The sequence below is a fragment of the Vibrio sp. 10N.286.48.C11 genome, from assembly GCF_041469805.1.
Taxonomy (GTDB): Bacteria; Pseudomonadota; Gammaproteobacteria; order Enterobacterales; family Vibrionaceae; genus Vibrio; species Vibrio crassostreae_C.
On sequence record NZ_JBFRLK010000047.1, the window covers coordinates 32,162 to 50,482 of the forward strand.

Annotated in this window: 17 protein-coding genes and 1 riboswitch; of the genes, 8 read left to right on the forward strand and 9 right to left on the reverse strand. The window is 45.0% G+C overall.

From position 1 onward, the window contains the following. Window positions 1–3 precede the first annotated feature (3 nt). Window positions 4–624, forward strand: coding sequence for an adenylyl-sulfate kinase (gene cysC, locus AB4209_RS13085; protein ID WP_017067555.1), 621 nt, complete (start codon window positions 4–6; stop codon window positions 622–624). A gap of 163 nt (window positions 625–787) precedes the next feature. On the opposite strand, the gene AB4209_RS13090 is transcribed toward cysC, so the two are convergent. From AB4209_RS13090 to AB4209_RS13120, 7 genes are all read right to left on the reverse strand, one after another. Continuing rightward, window positions 788–1,696: a TIGR03899 family protein gene (locus AB4209_RS13090; protein ID WP_017058890.1), complete on the reverse strand. Its 909-nt coding sequence runs from the start codon at window positions 1,694–1,696 to the stop codon at window positions 788–790. Between the two features lie 514 nt (window positions 1,697–2,210). Then, complete coding sequence (locus AB4209_RS13095; RefSeq protein ID WP_017058892.1) at window positions 2,211–2,726, reverse strand: DUF3299 domain-containing protein; 516 nt, start codon at window positions 2,724–2,726, stop codon at window positions 2,211–2,213. A gap of 14 nt (window positions 2,727–2,740) precedes the next feature. Beyond that, window positions 2,741–4,000 (reverse strand): ABC transporter permease, encoded by a 1,260-nt coding sequence (locus AB4209_RS13100; RefSeq protein WP_017058893.1) that lies wholly within the window; start codon window positions 3,998–4,000, stop codon window positions 2,741–2,743. Further along, window positions 3,997–4,713 carry an ABC transporter ATP-binding protein gene (locus AB4209_RS13105; RefSeq protein WP_017058894.1) on the reverse strand — a complete coding sequence of 239 codons (717 nt, stop codon included), beginning with the start codon at window positions 4,711–4,713 and terminating at the stop codon, window positions 3,997–3,999. The genes AB4209_RS13100 and AB4209_RS13105 overlap by 4 nt, the downstream gene beginning before the upstream one ends. A gap of 141 nt (window positions 4,714–4,854) precedes the next feature. Continuing rightward, window positions 4,855–5,514: a DUF2796 domain-containing protein gene (locus tag AB4209_RS13110; RefSeq protein ID WP_372056151.1), complete on the reverse strand. Its 660-nt coding sequence runs from the start codon at window positions 5,512–5,514 to the stop codon at window positions 4,855–4,857. Window positions 5,515–5,554: 40 nt separating this feature from the next. Continuing rightward, on the reverse strand, window positions 5,555–5,845 hold the full coding sequence (locus AB4209_RS13115; RefSeq protein WP_017063722.1) for a DUF2607 family protein: 291 nt from the start codon (window positions 5,843–5,845) through the stop codon (window positions 5,555–5,557). A gap of 91 nt (window positions 5,846–5,936) precedes the next feature. After that, window positions 5,937–6,488, reverse strand: coding sequence for a YtfJ family protein (locus tag AB4209_RS13120; protein ID WP_017063723.1), 552 nt, complete (start codon window positions 6,486–6,488; stop codon window positions 5,937–5,939). Between the two features lie 253 nt (window positions 6,489–6,741). Between AB4209_RS13120 and AB4209_RS13125 the strand changes: the two genes are divergently transcribed. Next, window positions 6,742–6,942, forward strand: coding sequence for a DUF1107 family protein (locus AB4209_RS13125; protein WP_017058898.1), 201 nt, complete (start codon window positions 6,742–6,744; stop codon window positions 6,940–6,942). A gap of 110 nt (window positions 6,943–7,052) precedes the next feature. Here the strand turns inward: AB4209_RS13125 and msrA are convergent, their stop codons facing one another. Next, on the reverse strand, window positions 7,053–7,682 hold the full coding sequence (msrA, locus tag AB4209_RS13130) for a peptide-methionine (S)-S-oxide reductase MsrA (protein ID WP_017058899.1): 630 nt from the start codon (window positions 7,680–7,682) through the stop codon (window positions 7,053–7,055). Between the two features lie 195 nt (window positions 7,683–7,877). On the opposite strand from msrA, the gene AB4209_RS13135 reads away from it, so the two are divergent. From AB4209_RS13135 to AB4209_RS13145, 3 genes are read left to right on the forward strand one after another with little or no spacing between them, the layout of a single operon-like run. Further along, a complete protein-coding gene (locus AB4209_RS13135; RefSeq protein ID WP_372056153.1) occupies window positions 7,878–9,590 on the forward strand; it encodes an autotransporter assembly complex family protein in 1,713 nt (570 codons plus the stop codon). Beyond that, the gene (locus AB4209_RS13140; RefSeq protein ID WP_372056155.1) at window positions 9,587–13,345 is read left to right on the forward strand and encodes a translocation/assembly module TamB domain-containing protein; all 3,759 of its coding nucleotides are present in this window, start codon (window positions 9,587–9,589) and stop codon (window positions 13,343–13,345) included. Before AB4209_RS13135 ends, AB4209_RS13140 begins: the two co-directional genes overlap by 4 nt. Before the next feature lie 18 nt (window positions 13,346–13,363). Next, on the forward strand, window positions 13,364–13,717 hold the full coding sequence (locus AB4209_RS13145) for a gamma-glutamylcyclotransferase (RefSeq protein WP_017058902.1): 354 nt from the start codon (window positions 13,364–13,366) through the stop codon (window positions 13,715–13,717). A gap of 88 nt (window positions 13,718–13,805) precedes the next feature. Here AB4209_RS13145 and fbp read toward each other — a convergent pair whose 3' ends face one another. Continuing rightward, a complete protein-coding gene (gene fbp / locus AB4209_RS13150; RefSeq protein WP_017058903.1) occupies window positions 13,806–14,816 on the reverse strand; it encodes a class 1 fructose-bisphosphatase in 1,011 nt (336 codons plus the stop codon). 270 nt (window positions 14,817–15,086) lie between these two features. Here fbp and mpl point away from each other — a divergent pair, with 270 nt between their 5' ends. The 3 genes from mpl to thiB all read left to right on the forward strand — a co-directional run bounded on the left by mpl (window position 15,087) and on the right by thiB (window position 18,316). After that, window positions 15,087–16,445, forward strand: coding sequence for a UDP-N-acetylmuramate:L-alanyl-gamma-D-glutamyl-meso-diaminopimelate ligase (mpl, locus tag AB4209_RS13155; RefSeq protein ID WP_372056157.1), 1,359 nt, complete (start codon window positions 15,087–15,089; stop codon window positions 16,443–16,445). 38 nt (window positions 16,446–16,483) lie between these two features. Continuing rightward, window positions 16,484–17,107: a flavin prenyltransferase UbiX gene (locus AB4209_RS13160; RefSeq protein WP_016787846.1), complete on the forward strand. Its 624-nt coding sequence runs from the start codon at window positions 16,484–16,486 to the stop codon at window positions 17,105–17,107. Between the two features lie 43 nt (window positions 17,108–17,150). Next, window positions 17,151–17,270: riboswitch (TPP riboswitch) on the forward strand. 53 nt (window positions 17,271–17,323) lie between these two features. Further along, a complete protein-coding gene (gene thiB / locus AB4209_RS13165; RefSeq protein ID WP_137001872.1) occupies window positions 17,324–18,316 on the forward strand; it encodes a thiamine ABC transporter substrate binding subunit in 993 nt (330 codons plus the stop codon). Window positions 18,317–18,321 lie beyond the last annotated feature (5 nt).

Below are 18,321 nucleotides of genomic sequence, written 5' to 3' on the forward strand. Positions count from 1 at the left end.
ATTATGACCGCAGTACTCAAACCCAAAGATGAGAATGTTGTGTGGCATCAACACTCGATTGATAAAACATTTCGCGCGGATCTGAAATCACAAAAGCCAGCCGTGCTCTGGTTCACGGGGTTGTCTGGTTCTGGTAAATCGACAGTCGCTGGAGCATTAGAAAATCGTTTGGCACAGCTTGGTTACCATACTTATTTATTGGATGGTGACAATGTGCGTCATGGCTTATGTAGCGACCTTGGCTTCTCTGAGCAAGATCGTCGAGAGAACATCCGTCGTATTGGTGAGCTTGCTAAATTGATGGCAGATGCAGGCTTGATCGTGTTGTCAGCCTTTATTTCTCCGCATCAAGCTGAAAGGCAACTCGTGAGAGATTTATTGCCGGAAGGTGAGTTTCTTGAGGTGTTCGTCAATACTCCATTAGAGGTTTGCGAACAGCGTGACCCTAAAGGTCTGTATAAGAAAGCACGTGCCGGAGAGATCCCGAACTTTACAGGTATTAGTTCAGTGTACGAAGCGCCTCAGAACCCTGAGATTGATCTACCTGCAGGTGAGAAGACACTCGATGAATTGGTCGAACTGTGTATTGATGCGTTGGAGAAGCGAAATATCTTAGCCAACTGAGATCGTTGGTATGACTAAGGCTACTCAGCTGTTTATCTGTTTATTCACGACCGATAAATAGTGCAGCCTTAGTTTACCGAGACAAGAAACCTATCCTCTAGATTCTCTTTATTCCTCTCTATACTTCACTTTTTACACCGTCTATTTTAGCTCCGTCGAGTGTCTAGACGGTGTAATTTACGCTGCTTTTCACTTCTGTCTGTACTGTGAATTTCTGGCTCAATAGTGCAATCAGTTGATCGTAATACTGCGTGTTTGGCTTGTTACCGAGCAAGGTACAAAGCTCATTGCCTGTAGGGCTGAATCGGTAGTAAACCAGCTTCACGCCTTTTGATAATGGTGCCAGTGACATGCTCTTACCTTGATAGGTTAGGTGCAGGGCTGGATCGAAATCAATCTCTCCGGATTCTAATTCTGTGCCCAGAATAATCCCGAGCTCTATCAAGTGGAGCAAGCTGGAGTAGGGCAGGTTGTGCCCACCAAGGTTGATGGTGTTGGTGGTGTCCCTTTTGCCAAAGTTGAATAGCCCAGCATGAGATTTAAAGCCGAGTAAGAGCTTTCTGCTGTTATCGCTACCAAAACTGCAGCCTAATGAAGCTGCTCTTTGTAAGGTCAGTGCTTCCTTTGGCGTCATGTCTTTTAAGATTTGCAGTGCCTTCATCGACGTCGAGCCTGGGTTGGTGACTTCTCGTTTCAGTACTTGAGCCCATAGCCTCTGCATCGATGTATTGTGGATCTCTTGTGCCATGTCGAAGAAACGGTATAGCCAGTCCTGATCCGGGTCTCCAGCCGCTTCATCCTTACATGAAGAGTGCGCCAACTTTAGAATCTGTTCTAGGTTCTTTTGGCGAAGCTCTCTACGTTTTTTCTCTCGCAATAGTGCCCGTTCGATAAGCGTACTCTCAGCTTTATCCTTTGGCTTGGCACTATGACTAATTAAGAAATCGAGGCCGAAGCTTTGTGCGATGTGCAGCATTCTGCTGGCACTGTCGGCAATATGAGGCTTTTTCTCATGCTTTTGCTGTGTATCGCTAGCATGCTCAATGATCACTGGCTGTTTGGTTTCTGACATAAGAGTACCGTTAGGAGACGACTCAAGACCAATCGTAGTAAATAATTGCTCGCTCTAGCTTGTTAAAACGCTCGATAACGGCGTTAGAACTTTTGATTGTAGAATAACCACTTATCAAAAAGCTCCGCCTGGTTCTCAAGCCTTTTTTCTACGCTATTTCTGAACACTTACTTATTGTGATTGGTATAACTGTCTAAAATGTAACTCTTTATCTTATTGGTGGCTAGATTTTGCGTGCAGAGTTGAAGGTTTCAACAAAATTTTACTTTTGTTAATGATAATAAAATGTTAAATTTGTTGTAATTCTCAAGGAGGAGTTATGAATCAAGTCAATGATAACAAGCTGAAGAAACAGCTTAGTATAGGGTTATTACTCGCGATTTATGTCGCTGTTCTAGCTTACTTATCTAATTACATCGCGTAATTCAGAAGAAAATTATCGTTATTAAACTGTTATTGAATGATCACACTCGTTCAGTGACGGCAGCTCATCCTTGAGCCACCCTTCTAATGACTACATGTCGTCATACTCTTCAATCGCAGTACCTTCAATAAGATAACCGGTTTGCGCTAAGTCATGGCTGATTGACTCAGTTTTCAGCGTTCCGACCAAATAGATCACATCCCATAACTGCTGTATTGGTGCACCTTTCGGGAACTTCACGTAGATGATTTGGTTCGGTGGCGGCGGTGGCACGTGGATACATGCGCCAAAGTACGGTACCAGCAGAAACTCAGTGATCATATTCTCATCACCTTCCAATGGAATCACAAAGCCAGGAATCTTCACTGTGCTGCCATTCAGCTCTGGGCGAACAGCACCAAGTGTCGATTGTTGAGGTTTGTCCATACTATTGTGGTCAACCATCGGCATACCAAATGAATCTAGCTGAGCACGTTCTGATTCTGGAATCAAATCAATCCATTCAAGTGTTAATACCGATTCGTCATTCTGAGTGGTTTCAGCGTGAGCTGTACTGATAAATGGGAACAGAAGTAGCCCAAGTATCAGTAGGAATTTGCGTTGCATCGTAGGTTCCTATTTTAGATTCGAATCGTCATGCCATCAGACAATGACTGGCGGTAAGCCCTGAAAGCGGGAATAAAGCCGATAATGATTCCAGCAACTTGTACCAGCATAAGCAGTTTCCACTCATGCGGTGTGATTGCGGATATCGATATGTTGATACCATAACTTTGTTGCACAATAGGAGCAACCACTGCGATCAGCGCAAACAATACTGCAACACCTAATGTAATGCCAAGGAAGGTTAGCGCACTGGCTTCACTGATCAGTAAACCAAACACATGACGAGGTCTTGCGCCCATCGCACGTAGGATGGCCATCTCTCGGCGCCTTTCTTGCAAGCTAGTGAGTAGGCTACTGAGCATGCCCAATAAACCGGCGACGACAACAAACCCTGAAACAATCAGTAGTGCTTGTTCTGCTACAGCCATCATTCCCCACAATTCGTGAAGCGCAATGCCCGGCATAATGGCGCTTAAAGGTTCTTGGCGGTAGTTATTGATTTCTCGTTGCAGTGCGAAGGTTTGGATCTTCGATTTAAGGCCAACCATCATCGCGGTAATCTGCTTCGGTTGGAAGTCACGTTGCTTTAGCGCTTCAGCATTCGGTGTGTGCCCGAGGTTGGCACCTGATTCCCAGCCAACATGAATTGCTTCGATTGCCTCTAGCGATACGTGTACGGTTTTGTCTACTGGTGTTCCTGTTGGCGCGAGTATTCCCACAATCTTGAAGGGCAGATTATCGTGACGGCTAAACGCAACATCACTGATACCGTGCGCAAGAATGATTTGATCACCTATTTTGTAATCTAGCTTCTTCGCGACGTCGGCACCAATCACTACGTCAAATAGCTGATTAAACTCTTTGCCTTGCTGAAAAGTAAGTGGTTGCTTACTTCCATAGCGATAATTCTCGAAGTAGCTATGGTTCGTGCCCATTACGCGGAAGCCTTTATGTGAATCACCCAATGAGATTGGGATCGCCCACTTTACAGCGTTGTGCTGGCTAAATTCTTCATAGCTTTTCCAGTCGATGTTGTTGGTCGCATTACCGATTCTAAATACGGAATAAAGCAGCAGGTTTACCTGACCAGAGCGGCCACCGACGATAAGGTCAGTACCTGAAATCGTATTGGCGAAGCTGCTCTTAGCTTCGGTTCTTACACGTTCCACACCGAGTAATAGAATGACGGATACAGCCACAGTGAGAATAGTTAGAATGGCTGTGGCTTTACGGTTGAGTACGCTTTTTAAGGCTAAGTGAGTAATTACTTTCATACGACAACCTTAGCTTGGTTAACGGTTTTTAAATCTATGGTTCGAGTGAACAACTTTTCTAGTGTTGGATCATGGCTAACAAAGATAAGAGTAGAACCTGCCTGGTTGGCTTGTTCTAACAACAGTTCGATAAAAGCTTCTCGGTTGTCATGATCCAAAGCCGAGGTTGGCTCGTCGGCAATAATGATTTTGGGTTGGCCGATCAAAGCACGAGCGGCAGCAACACGTTGTTGTTGACCGATGCTTAACTCGGTAACGGGCTTGTCCATTAAAGCTTGAGGTAGTTTTAATCTGAGTAACAACTCTCGAGCCGTCTCTTGTAAGCTTTTCTGGCTTTCAGCGACTTGCTGTTTACGTATCTGTGAAAACTGGCAAGGAAGCGTCACGTTATCGATAACTGATAGATAAGGAAGCAGGTTAAATTGTTGGAAAATATAACCAATATGATCGGCTCTGAATTTATCTCTTTGACGAGGTGTAAGCTGAGTGAGGTCTTGATCAAGGATAGAGACTTCTCCTTGCTCAGCTTGGTTGATTCCGGTCAGTAGCCCTAACAAAGTTGATTTTCCACAACCACTTGGCCCTTTAATAAAAAGGTGCTCTTGGGCTTGGATGTGAAGAGAGGGGATCTCTAACGTTGGTGGTAATTCAGGCTTCCAACGAAAGCTGATATTTTCGAGTTTGACCACAAGTGATGAACTGTCAGAAGACATGCTAGCTCCAATAATTAAAGCGGTGTATCTACTGGACAGTAATTTGAAACATAAATTCCCAGGAACACACCGATTTGAACAGCCAAGTAAGCGATGACTTACCTGGCTGTTTATTTTACGTTTAATCCGATCTAGGAGTGATTAGAATCGGAAACTAATACGCTCTGCGTTAAGCACTTCTTGTACTTGAGCTGTGTCTGTTAGTAGGTTCACCGTCATTTTTTCAGTGTTGCTGAACTTAGAGAACCACTGAGTGCTAACTGTGTCTAGCTTAGCAACATCTGAACATTCATAGTGGTACTCAACAGTGAACTCACCGTGGCCACCTTCTGAGTGATCGTGGCCTTCATGATCGTGGTGGTCGTGACCTTCGTGGTCATGGTCTTTGTGGTCATCATGATCGTGTTCAGCGTGGCCATGGTCTTTGTGGTCGCCATGACCGTGTTCCGCATGGTCATGGCCTTCATGGTCGTCATGACCGCCTTCTAAGGTGTTTGCTACTGACTTGAACTTCAGAGTACAACTCGCATTGTTAAAACTAAACAGCTCTTCTGGCTTGTTTAATTGTGCGATAGCCTGTTCAAACACTTTCTTCTGTTCTGCAGTTTTTGGAGCATGTTCAAACCCAACCACATCTGCGCCTGGAGCTGTTACTTCAACAAGCAATTCTTGCCCATCTTGCGCGATGTTTACTTCAACTTGGCCATGCACGTGTGCATCATGAGAGCGGAATTCTTCGTTAGCTAGAGCATTTGTAGAGACAGTCATGCCGATAACAACGGCTAAAAAAGTAGGTTTCATGTTTTTTCCTGAATAAAGGTTAATTAAAAAGTAGTGGTAATTAAGCGATATTTACAGGAGGTGAGCGTGCCAAATAAGCGAAATATAGCCGCTGTAGTGAAGTTACTGACTCTGTAATAGCGACAGTAAATTCCGAATGGAACTCTGGAATCTGTGGTAGTGAGTGCGCTGTGATGAACTGATTAAGCGAAAACAGCTCACAATGGTGTGAAGTGTGGTGCTCTGGTGCGATATCCACAATGTGTGTTGCGGCTAACACGCTTAACATGAGCATAAGCCCAAGCAAGAAGCCTGTTTTGCGTTTCACATTGTTGGGTGTGTTTTGCCACATCAGGATGATTAACCACAGAATTAAAAAAAGGATACTGTTATAATATAACAATATCCTTTGGTTAGGTCTCGAAAAAGACGCGAATATCTTATTAAAGGCTCGCTTTAATCAACTCAATGACTTGAGTGACTTCTGATTCGTTTAATGCACCTTCTTTTACAAACAAGATTTTACCTTGCTTGTCTTGAACGATAATCGCTGAGCTTTCTTCTTTTAGAGCCCATGTTGACGCAACGGCGCCGTCTTCATCTAGGACCATAGAAGACCATGGAAATTCTTCTTTGCTGCTTTCGGCAGAGGACTTAACAAAAGACCCAGTACCCCAAATCGCATCATCTTGGTTGATGATAGTGGTGGTTTGGTAGCTGTCTTCTGAGAATTTCGATGCGGTAATGGCTGCCATCAGTGGTGCGTTGAGCTCTTTAGAGCTGCTGCGGCCAGCGATAGCTTGAACGACGCGAACTTTACCTAGAAGATCATTGGTTGCCCAAGCTTGATATCCAGTATTTCCGTCGTTTAGAACAATCTCACCATAGTTACTCACATCGACGGCAGGCAGGGTAGCGCCTACTGATAGGTTGTGAGCATTGGCGAAGAGTGGAGAGGCTGCGGCTAGAAAAGCCAGTAGAGTTTTGTTTTTCATTATATTTTTGTTCCGCTTATTGGTTTGCACAGGAAGTATAATATGAAATTTGAAAAATGCCTCTTTAACTTTTTTATCGTACGACGTAGAAAGAAGTTGCAGGCTTGTTACCAAAAGGTATAATGCATCAATATCAAGATGAACAATAGATTATCTTGCTGTTTGCTAAAGGAATTAGCGATTAAATGTGCTTTGAACAGCGACGCTGTTCAGGTATGTGACTGTAGTACTCAAATGGAATTGAGGTTGTATTATGTTAAGAAAATTTTCTACTTACCGTCCACGTCAGGTGGCGCGTTTCGTTAAAGTCCTGTTCAAAGGCCAATTTGCTATTGAAGGTGTTGGAGAGTTTCGCTTCGACCAAGGCAAGGTGCTACTTCCTGAAGTTTCAGACAAACAAAAGCTCACTATTTTTAAAGAAGTTAACGGCACCATTGCAGCGTTGCCGGTGTAACTGAGCTTTATCGATTTGTCTTGCACCGAATAGATTAACAATGAAAAGGGCTTCCTGATGGAAGCCCTTTTTTAATGCGTGTCGTTCACGATGGTATGTCGAACGGCACTTTATTGTGGAGGGAAGCACACACCTGTTCCACCCAACCCGCAATACCCATTCGGATTTTTAGCTAGGTATTGCTGGTGGTAGGTTTCTGCGAAAAAATATTTTCCAGCAGGCAGAACTTCCGTCGTGATCTCGTTGCCTAAAGATTCAGTCATTGCTCGTTGATATTCACGTTTAGAGTGCTCAGCGATAGATTGTTGTTCTTCACTGAAGGTGTAAATCGCAGAACGGTACTGAGTCCCTAAATCGTTGCCTTGGCGCATCCCTTGAGTTGGGTCATGACGCTCCCAAAAGGTTTCAAGTATTCGAGCTAGAGAGGTTTGTTCACTATCAAATATGACACGAACGACCTCGGTATGGCCGGTTTGCCCAGTACATACTTGTTCATAAGTGGGATTAACTGTGTATCCGCCAGCGTAACCAACGGATGTTGAAATAACGCCATCCAATTGCCAAAACAAACGCTCAGCTCCCCAGAAGCACCCCATACCAAACAGGACTTCTTGTTGAGAGCCCGTGGGTGCATCGAGCAGGTCGGTTTGATTGACGAAATGGCGCTCAGTGATTCGAATTGGGTCAGCATTTCCCGGTAGTGCGGTTGCTGCAGAAACCAGTTGTTGTTTGTTTAGCATGTTATATTCCTTTTCGCATACGTTTACCGCGCTGGCTTTTATTTAACGTGGGTTCATATTAACTGTTGGTCAATATTGAATAAGTCTTTAAATTAGACCGTGTTATTCCAGGATTTATTACAGACTCAATGCCTATTTAGCGGTATTATTTCTTTTCACTTATTAACGTATTGATAACTTCTTCACCAATTAAACATGATAAGAAAAACTTTACCAGTTCTGATTGGCACTCTATTGTCATCGACGCTCGCTTTCGCTGACGTTTCCCTTGAAATCAAAGGGCTAGATGGAGCGCTTGAGGATAATGTTGATGCTTATCTGAGTGCGATCCCTGAAGAAGAGTATTCGGTTTCACTAAGATTCCAATCCCGCTTGGAATCTATGATTAAAGAAGCCCTGAATGCGTTAGGCTACTACCACCCTAAAATCACATTTACTCACTCCGAAGATGATACCGAAATGACCGTTACGGTTGAGCCGGGAGAGCCTGTTGTTATTTATACTTCAGATATCGTTCTAACTGGTGAAGCCAAGGATGACCCAGACTTTTTAGCCTTGATAGCGAAGAGTAGCTTGTCTAAAGGTTCGACTCTGAATCATGGTAATTATGACTCTTTGAAATCGTCGATCCGCAACCTTGGCTTAGCGAAAGGCTACTTCGATGGTGCTTATGATCTTAGTAAGCTAGAAGTCGCTCCTGAATTGAACCGCGCTTATGTTCGTCTTCATTATAACAGTGGTATCCGCTATCACTTTGGTACTACTCAGGTTACTGGTAGCCAGATAGAAGAAGATAAGGTGCAGTCACTTAAACCATTTGAGGATGGCGAACCTTACTCAATCACCAAAGTCGGTGAGTACAACCAAAACCTGTCCAATACGGATTGGTTCTCCTCGGTATTTGTTGAACCAGATTTAAGCCAGTTAGGCGAAGGCCGAGAGATCCCGATGAAGGTTAGCCTTGCTCCGCAAGCTCGTAACCAAATCGAAACGGGTATCGGTGTATCCACCGACCTTGGCGTAAAAGGCACTCTGAAGTGGAAAAAACCTTGGGTTAATGAACAAGGCCATAGCTTCAATAGCAGCCTGTCGATTTCTAAACCTGAACAGACAATTACCGCTACCTATAAAATCCCTCTGGATGACGTGCTGAACGACTACTATCAAGTTAAGTACGGTATGAAAAACTTGGATAATCGTGATACCAAGAGTTTGGAGTCAAACTTAGCGCTAGAAAGATATTGGCGACTGGATAACGGTTGGCAACGCACGGTCTTCATTCGATACTTGGTCGAAAACTATGAGCAAGGTTTGCAGGATGATTTAGCGCAATTTGTGCTGCCGGGTATCTCTTTCTCACGCACTCGAACGCGAGGCGGTTCGATGCCGATGTGGGGCGATAAACAAACCATTATGGTTGAAGCGGGTGATGATACCTTGTTATCTGAAGCTAAGGTTGTTCGTTTTCAAGGTCAAACCGCTTGGATTCGAAGCATTGGCGACAATCACCGAGGCTTAACTCGACTTCAATTTGGCGGCAACTTTGCCGACGAGTTTGATAAGCTATCTCCCTCCCTAAGATTCTTTGCTGGTGGTGACAATAGCATTCGTGGTTATGGTTATGAGTCGATCTCTCCTCGAGATGAAAGTGGCGCACTAACGGGTGCCAAATTCATTGCAACCAGCTCGTTTGAATACCAATACCGCTTGGTTGGAAACTGGTGGGGCGCAGCATTCTACGACATTGGTGATGCATTTAATGACAAACCCGAATGGAAACACGGCACCGGCGTCGGTGTTCGTTGGGCGTCACCTGTTGGTCCAGTGAGTTTGGATTTTGCTTGGGGTCTAGATGCAGAAAAAGGTGATGAGTTCCAGTTACACTTTAGTTTAGGGCCAGAATTATGATCAAAGTGATGGGCAAGTGCATCAAGTGGACGTCGATCTCATTGACGTCTATTTTGCTGTTGTTGATAGCCTTGCTAGGTTTTGTTTTGTTCACCAATCCAGGGTTGAACACTGTGTTGTGGGGCGCTGAAAAAGCGTTGCCACAGCTTAAAGTGGAAAGCACTAAAGGGGCTCTGTTCCCGAGCTTTACGCTTAATAATGTTCAGTTTAAAGATGACAGCCTGCATATAGACACCAAAGTTCAAAAGCTGAACTTGGCGATTAATCCTCGCTGTCTGCTCGACCCTAAGTTGTGTGTCGATCGTTTAGCGATTCAAGGATTGGACTTCGCATTTACTGAACTGCCTCCGGCCTCTGCAGAAGAAACAGAACCTACTCCGCCCGTAACATCGGTAAAAACACCGTTGCCAATCGTAATCAACCGTATCGCTTTGTCTGATATCAAGTTGAATATCTTAGGGCATGAAATTGAATGGAGCTTGTTCTCTACGGCTTTGAGTATGCAGGGCGAAAAGCTAACTGTATCGCCAACCTTATTCAATGATCTTAAGGTTAAACTCGCTGAGTCGACAGAAGAACCGCAAGCAGAAAAGGTTGAGCCAAAAGCTGCCGTTAAAACGGCTATCGAATTGCCGGAAGTCTGGATTCCTCTGCAGGTTGTGTTGGAGCGTTTTGACCTCAACCGTTTCACCTTAGAACAAGAAACACCAATCGTTGTTAACCACCTTGGGCTAGAAGCTCGCGCGGGCAAACACACGGTTGATGTTTCAACTCTCGAACTCGATATGCCACAAGCAAGCGCCAATCTAACCACGAAGGTTGAGCTCAAGGGCGGTTACCCGCTAGAACTTTCTTTGGATGCGTTGGTGAAAGAAACCGACCTTGTTGGGCAGAAGTTGTCTCTGAAAGCACAAGGCAGCGTGGCTAAGCTAAACCTAGACTCCCAATTTTCTGAGCTGATTGAGGCAAAGTTGTCTGGGGATATTCAACCCTTAGAACCGACTCTGCCATTTGACCTTCTTTTAGAGGGCGGACAAGCACAGTGGCCCCTTACCGGAAAAAGCGATTACCAAGCGACAATTGAGCAATTTAAAGCTGATGGCTCACTAGATGGTTTTAATGTTCTTCTTAAAGGTGAAGCCGATGGTAAGGAAATCCCTGAATTAGCCATCGATCTACAGGGTAAAGGCACGACGGAACAAATTGTTCTCGAGCGTCTAAAGCTCAACACGCTAGGCGGTGAGCTTAACGGTGTCGTTAAAGCGAACTGGAAGAGTCTCGTTAACTGGCAAGCTGACGTGACACTCAAAGATATTCAACCGGGTCTGCAGTGGCCAGAAGCTGAGGGCAACATTAGTGGAAACATCGTCACCTCAGGTGAGTTGACTGAAGCGGGCGGCTGGGCGATTGAACTGCCTAAATTGGATATTGAAGGGATCTTGCGAGAATACCCTCTGGATATCGAAGGTCAGTTGTCAGCGTCGGATCGCAGCGCGAGCGGTGAACCAAAACTGAAAACCAGTGGTTTGAGCTTAGCTCACGGTGTTAACTCGATTAAGGCTCAGGGTGAGCTTGATAAGAAATGGGACATGGGTGTTGAGATTCACTTCCCTGAGCTTGTAAAAAGCGTCCCTGATTTGAAAGGTAAAGTGATTGGTAACATCCAGCTCAGTGGTCCAACGAAAAAGCCTGAAGTCGATCTCGCTCTAAATGTGGATAAGGTAGATTGGAATAACGAAGCAACACTAGAATCCTTGTCGCTTAATGGTTCTGTGGTTCCTCTGCCATTGCCTGAAGCTCAAGCTGATCTTGAATTAAAAGCTAACAACCTAACCTATCAAGATCAGAGCGTAAAAAGCATTGATCTCACGGTGAGTGGTGGTGAGAAGAAACACACAGTGACACTTGATGTGATATCCGACATCGTGTCTACAAGCTTAGCTATTTCCGGAGAGTTGATTCAAAAGCCTTCTCTTATTTGGTATGGATCGTTAGACAGAGTCAAAATCACCACTCAGCAAGGTCCTTGGGTGTTAGATCAACCTGTCGCGATAAATGCGGATGTTGATAAACAGTTTGCCGATGTTCAAGCGCACTGTTGGAAACAATCGGGTTCGAGCGTGTGTTTGGATGAAGACGTTCGTGTCGGAAAATCGGGTGAGGCCAAGGTAGCCATCAATCAATTCGATTTCGAGCAGATTAAAGCCTTTGTGCCTAAAGAGACGCAATTACAGGGCTTAGTCAATGCGACTGCTCATGCAAAGTGGTCTGAACAAGATGAGCCTGAAGTCACGGTAAGCGTTGATATGCCGAAAGGTCAGGTTGTTCAACAAGTGGGTGAGCCAATCACACTGGGTTGGGAAAGCGTTGCATTGAATGCCCAACTGAAAGACAACAAACTGGATGCCGATTTTAAGTTGGATGTTTCCGACAATGGTGACCTGTCTGGCACGGTGTCGTTACCGGATATTCTTGCCGAAGACAAAATGGTCGATGCGGCAATTAAGCTGACCACGTTCCATCTTGATTTCTTACAACCAATTCTAGGTGAATACAGCTTATTGAAAGCCGACCTTGAGAGTGATCTTCAAGTTAAAGGCTCTCTGATGCACCCTCAAGTCTTTGGCCAATTCTCTGTTGATGGTATTCAAGTCAAAGGCGATGTTACGCCTGTTTATGTGAAAGATGGCCGCATCGACCTCGACTTTGATGGTTATAGTGCAAAACTGGATGCGAATGTCGAAACGCCTGATGGTCACCTTGATATTGAGGGAACCGGAGATTGGCAAGATCTTAAAGCATGGCACTCGAACGTTAGAGTTTTCGCTGATGAGTTGATGGTTGATATCCCACCGATGGTTAAGGTGAAGGTCGTACCTGATATGACTATTGATGTCACACCAGATCTGGCGAAAATCACCGGTGATATTGCATTACCATGGGGACGAATTGTTGTTGAAGATTTACCACCGTCAGCGGTTGGCGTCTCTTCTGATCAGGTTATTTTGAATAAAGATCTAGAGCCAGAAAACGAAGATACGATTCCATTCAATGTGATGACGAATATTAATATCTCCATTGGTGATGACTTTAAACTGTCTGCCTTCGGTCTTGAAGGTGATTTGGTCGGTAAGCTCAACGTGGCTCAAAAAGACCAAGGTCCATTTATTACAGGTGAAGTGAACATCGTCGATGGTACTTATCAATCATTCGGGCAAGACCTCTTGATCGAAGAGGGTAAGATCCTAATGAATGGACCACCGGATCAGCCATACGTAGCCATCAACGCGATTCGTAATCCTGATAATACTCAGGATGACGTGACCGCTGGTATTCGAGTGACTGGCCCTGCGACAGAGCCTACCATCGAGATTTATTCTGACCCAGCGATGCCACAAGCGAACGCACTGTCTTATATTTTGCGTGGCCAAGATATCGACGGTGAGTCGAGCGGTTCGATGACAACGACTTTAATCGGTTTGAGTTTAGCGAAGAGTGGTAAGGTTGTTGGTGAAATCGGTGAAGCCTTTGGTGTACAGGACTTGCAACTGGATACTGCAGGCTCTGGCGATGACTCTCAAGTGACGGTAAGTGGTTACATCCTGCCTGGCTTACAGGTGAAGTATGGTGTGGGTATCTTTAACTCGTTAGGTGAGTTTACCGTTCGTTATAGATTGATGCAGGATCTCTATGTTGAAGCTGTTTCTGGCCTAGACAGTGCTGTGGATCTTCTCTATCAATTTGAGTTCGAGTAGAGCCGTATGGGAGGGCATATGCAGCATCTTGTTTTTGTCTATGGAACCTTGAGGCAAGGTCAGTCCAATCACCATTATTTGCAGGGCTGCGATTTATTAGGGCAGTTTGATACACCTAAGGAATACGCACTTTTTGATTTAGGTGCCTATCCGGCGATGATTTTGGGAAAGAAAAGTGTCGCTGGTGAGGTCTATATCATTAACGACGAAATTTTAGAGTCGCTCGATCGGCTAGAAGATGTTCCTGTTGAGTATCGTCGCGAGCAAATAGAGACTATATTTGGATTAGCATGGGTATATTTGTATCAGCTTGATCTAACAGCTAATAAAGAAATACTTTCGGGTAACTGGTGTAAGCGGAACAACGCTTAGTCGCTATATCTTCTGAGTTACCAAACAAAAAGCCAGCATGTGAATGCTGGCTTTTTTAATGATGCTATTTTGAGAAATGAACGAGGGTTTAGTCTCGGTTCAGCTCAAGAAACTCTTCTACTTTGCGAACCATGTTTGTTGAGCCAACAAAGAAAGGTACACGTTGGTGCAGCTCAGTTGGTTTGATATCCATGATACGTTGAGCACCGTCTGAAGCGATGCCGCCCGCTTGTTCCATAAGGAAAGCAATTGGGTTGCACTCGTAAAGCAGACGCAGTTTACCTTGAGGGTGACTTTGCGTGCTTGGGTACAAGTAGATGCCGCCTTTCAAAAGGTTACGGTGGAAATCTGATACTAGAGAACCGATGTAACGTGATGTATAAGGGCGGTTGTCGCTTGGCTCATTTTCTTGGCAGTACTTGATGTACTTCTTAACACCCGTAGGGAAGCGGATGTAATTACCTTCGTTGATTGAGTAAATCTTACCTTCGTCTGGAATCATCATGTTTTCATGAGATAGGCAGAAGGTACCCAGTGATGGGTCGTAGGTGAAGCCATTTACGCCAGCACCTGTTGTGTATACAAGCATGGTTGAAGAACCGTAAATCACGTAACCCGCGGCTACTTGCTTGTGTCCGGGCTGTAAGAAATCTTCTTGTGTTGGTGGTGTACCGATCGGTGATACTCGACGGTAGATAGAGAAAATTGTACCAACCGATACATTTACATCGATGTTTGATGAGCCATCTAGTGGATCCATCAGTACAACGTATTTTGCGTTTTTGTTGAGCTCTTTATTGAAGGCGACAGCTTCGTCTTCTTCTTCACTTGCAACACCACAAACTTGGTCACGGGCTTCTAGAGCCGCTTTAAATTTGTCGTTCGCGTAAAGGTCTAGCTTTTGCTGCTCTTCACCTTGCACGTTGTCTGTACCAACAGCGCCAGTGATGTCGACTAGGCCAGCCTTGTTGATCTCACGGTTAACAATTTTTGCAGCAAGTCGAATAGACGACAAAAGGGATGATAGATCACCGCTTGCATGGGGGAAGTCACTCTGTTTCTCAACAATGAACTCACCAAGGGTGCGCATCTCAGACATGTTATTTCCTTAAACTTCTCTCAATATTAGGGGGGATTTGAGCACTGTAGATTCGGCCTCTTGAGTGGGCTTTATTCATCTAGACGCTTACCTAAATTCTAAAGGTTAGATCTTTTTAATGGTAATGAACTAAGCGACACAGATCTCACTTACTATGTCGACTCAATTTGTTTTGCATTGCCGCTCGCTTTTAATCGCCATTTAATGATAATGAGTGCAAGCCGTTTTAATTAGACATCGTTTATTTAGCCAAGCGTTTGGAAGCAATTTATGCATATTCATATCTTAGGAATTTGTGGCACCTTCATGGGGGGTGCTGCGGTATTGGCTCGTCAATTAGGTCACAAGGTTACGGGTAGTGACGCGAATGTTTACCCACCAATGAGCACCTTGTTGGAATCACAAGGGATTGAAATTATTGAAGGGTTCGACCCTAGCCAATTAGAACCAAGGCCAGATCTCGTGGTTATCGGTAACGCAATGAGCCGCGGTAATCCGTGTGTAGAGTATGTGTTGGATAACAACCTTAGATACACCTCTGGTCCTCAGTGGTTGCAAGAGTTCCTGCTGCAAGACCGTTGGGTGTTAGCGGTATCGGGAACGCACGGTAAGACCACGACATCAAGCATGTTGGCTTGGATCTTGGAAGACTGTGGCTATGCACCGGGCTTCTTAGTTGGCGGAGTGTTGGGTAACTTTGGTATCTCTGCTCGCCTTGGTGAAAGTATGTTCTTCGTGGTAGAAGCCGACGAATACGACAGTGCTTTTTTCGATAAACGATCTAAGTTCGTTCATTACCACCCAAGAACCTTAGTGATGAATAACCTAGAGTTCGATCATGCGGACATCTTTGACGATCTTGAAGCGATTAAGCGTCAATTCCATCATTTGGTGCGCACTGTGCCGAGCAATGGCCGTATATTCTCACCTAAGCAAGATACTGCTATTGAAGATGTTCTAGCTCGCGGTTGCTGGAGTGAAACTGAATCGAGTGGCGATCAAGGCGACTGGGATGCCAAGAAACTGGTCAAAGACGGCTCTCAATTTGAGGTTTACTTCCAAAATGAATGTGTTGGAACCGTAAATTGGGACTTGGTTGGCGACCACAACGTAAATAATGCTTTGATGGCGATAGCAGCTGCACGTCATGTGGGCGTGACACCTGACCTTGCTTGTGAATCACTAGCTACCTTTATTAATACTAAGCGCCGCTTGGAGTTTAAAGGCGAGGTGGCAGGTGTGTCTGTTTATGACGATTTTGCTCATCATCCAACGGCGATTGAACTTACGCTTGGCGGATTACGTAATAAGGTCGACACTAAGAAAATCATTGCCGTTTTAGAGCCTCGTTCTGCCACCATGAAACGTGGTGTGCACAAAGAAATCCTGGCTGATTCGTTGAAGCAGGCGGATTCTACCTACTTATTCCAACCGGATAACATTGATTGGTCAGTTCAAGATGTTGCAGACGCTTGTCACCAACCGGCACACGTGAGTGATGACATGGATGCATTCGTTGCTAAAATTGTCTCAGAGGCACAAGCGGGCGACCAAATCTTGGTAATGAGTAATGGTGGCTTTGGTGGCATTCACCAAAAACTGTTGGATGGATTGGCACTCAAAGGCTAACTGCATCCACGACCTTATAATTTGAAGTAATTGAGAACATGACAAAACACGATAAAGCGATAACCCTTGCTTTCACTGGCGCATCCGGTGCGCCTTATGGCCTGCGTTTACTTGAATGCCTTTTGGCAGCCGATTATCAGGTCTACTTGCTGATTTCATCGGCAGCGCGAGTGGTATTGGCGACCGAGCATGAACTTAAGTTACCTGCTGGGCCAGATGCGGCGAAACAAGCTTTGGTTAAACATCTTGGCTGCGACCCTGAAAAGCTGGTGGTGTGTGGAAAAGATGATTGGTTCTCGCCGGTTGCCTCTGGTTCAGCAGCACCTAAACAGATGGTCGTTTGTCCATGTTCAGCGGGAAGCTTGGCTTCGATTGCTCATGGTCTATCAGATAACCTGATTGAGCGAGCAGCAGACGTAGTCATGAAAGAGCGAGGCCAATTGTTGTTGGTGGTTCGCGAGACGCCATTTTCGACGCTTCATCTCGAGAACATGCACAAACTTTCGACCATGGGCGTAACGATCATGCCTGCAGCTCCGGGTTTTTATCATCAACCCAAGTCAATTGAAGATCTGGTCGACTTTATGGTGGCGCGTATTCTAGATCACCTTGGTATCGAACAAGGTTTAGTGCCACGTTGGGGTTACGATCAACGTAATTGATCCAAACTTGATAGCTTATTGTTAAAAATCAAATTACAATTCTGAACACTCATCGGGGAGCGAACCATTCAAATAATGAATGCGAGCTGAGATCAAGCAGGTGCTTGGGACCCGTAAACCTGAACCAGATAATGCTGGCGTAGGAATTGAGTTAGGAACAACCTCTACCGTTCTCCTCCCTCAAACCTGTGCCGCTCAGACCATGGAGAGCGTCCAGTGAAATTCACATTAACTACCCTTGCTGTTACTACAGCTATTTCTTTTTCTGCCTTTGCTGCAGACAACACTTTGACTGTATACACCTATGACTCTTTTGCTGCGGATTGGGGCCCTCGTCCTGCCGTTGAAAAAGCATTCGAAGAGAAGTGTGGTTGTGATGTGAATTTTGTCGCTCTAGAAGATGGCGTGTCTATTCTGAACCGTTTACGTCTTGAGGGCGGCAACAGCAAAGCCGATATCTTGCTAGGTCTCGACAACAACCTGATGGCTGAAGCGAAAGCGACGGGCTTATTGGCTGAGCATAATGTTGATACGTCATCGGTAACGCTTCCTAATGGTTGGAACGACAGCACTTTTGTACCCTATGACTTTGGCTACTTTGCTTTTGTTTACAATAAAGAGAAACTGGAAAACCCGCCGAAGAGCTTGAAAGAACTGGTTGAGCAGCGTGATGATCTTAAGGTCATCTACCAAGATCCACGTACATCAACACCAGGCCAAGGCATGATGCTTTGGATGAAATCAGTATACGGTGATGAAGCGACAGCAGCATGGAAGAAGCTTGCTCAGAAAACAGTGACTGTAACCAAAGGCTGGTCTGAAGCTTACTCTATGTTCCTAGAAGGCGAGTCGGATTTAGTGTTGTCTTATACAACGTCTCCGGCTTACCACATTATTGCTGAAAGCGATTCTAAGTATGCAGCAGCAAGCTTCGAAGAAGGGCATTACACTCAAGTGGAAGTGGCCGCTAAGGTTAAAGGCAGCAAGAACGAAAAGCTTGCTGATGAGTTTATGGCGTTTATCCTAAGTGATGAATTCCAATCGGCGATGCCAACAGGCAACTGGATGTACCCAGTGACCGATATTGAGCTTCCAAAAGGGTTCGAGCAACTTATGGTTCCTCAGAAAGCGCTAAGCTTTACGCCCGAAGAAATTGCAGCTAAGCGTAAGCCATGGATTCGTGAATGGCAGAGTGCACTTACTTTTTAATTTGC

Coding starts and splice junctions, on each gene's coding strand:
- cysC (WP_017067555.1), top strand. CDS start 4: ATGACCGCAGTACTCAAACCCAAAGATGAGAATGTTGTGTGGCATCAA.
- AB4209_RS13090 (WP_017058890.1), bottom strand. CDS start 1,696: ATGTCAGAAACCAAACAGCCAGTGATCATTGAGCATGCTAGCGATACA.
- AB4209_RS13095 (WP_017058892.1), bottom strand. CDS start 2,726: ATGCAACGCAAATTCCTACTGATACTTGGGCTACTTCTGTTCCCATTT.
- AB4209_RS13100 (WP_017058893.1), bottom strand. CDS start 4,000: ATGAAAGTAATTACTCACTTAGCCTTAAAAAGCGTACTCAACCGTAAA.
- AB4209_RS13105 (WP_017058894.1), bottom strand. CDS start 4,713: ATGTCTTCTGACAGTTCATCACTTGTGGTCAAACTCGAAAATATCAGC.
- AB4209_RS13110 (WP_372056151.1), bottom strand. CDS start 5,514: ATGAAACCTACTTTTTTAGCCGTTGTTATCGGCATGACTGTCTCTACA.
- AB4209_RS13115 (WP_017063722.1), bottom strand. CDS start 5,845: ATGTGGCAAAACACACCCAACAATGTGAAACGCAAAACAGGCTTCTTG.
- AB4209_RS13120 (WP_017063723.1), bottom strand. CDS start 6,488: ATGAAAAACAAAACTCTACTGGCTTTTCTAGCCGCAGCCTCTCCACTC.
- AB4209_RS13125 (WP_017058898.1), top strand. CDS start 6,742: ATGTTAAGAAAATTTTCTACTTACCGTCCACGTCAGGTGGCGCGTTTC.
- msrA (WP_017058899.1), bottom strand. CDS start 7,682: ATGCTAAACAAACAACAACTGGTTTCTGCAGCAACCGCACTACCGGGA.
- AB4209_RS13135 (WP_372056153.1), top strand. CDS start 7,878: ATGATAAGAAAAACTTTACCAGTTCTGATTGGCACTCTATTGTCATCG.
- AB4209_RS13140 (WP_372056155.1), top strand. CDS start 9,587: ATGATCAAAGTGATGGGCAAGTGCATCAAGTGGACGTCGATCTCATTG.
- AB4209_RS13145 (WP_017058902.1), top strand. CDS start 13,364: ATGCAGCATCTTGTTTTTGTCTATGGAACCTTGAGGCAAGGTCAGTCC.
- fbp (WP_017058903.1), bottom strand. CDS start 14,816: ATGTCTGAGATGCGCACCCTTGGTGAGTTCATTGTTGAGAAACAGAGT.
- mpl (WP_372056157.1), top strand. CDS start 15,087: ATGCATATTCATATCTTAGGAATTTGTGGCACCTTCATGGGGGGTGCT.
- AB4209_RS13160 (WP_016787846.1), top strand. CDS start 16,484: ATGACAAAACACGATAAAGCGATAACCCTTGCTTTCACTGGCGCATCC.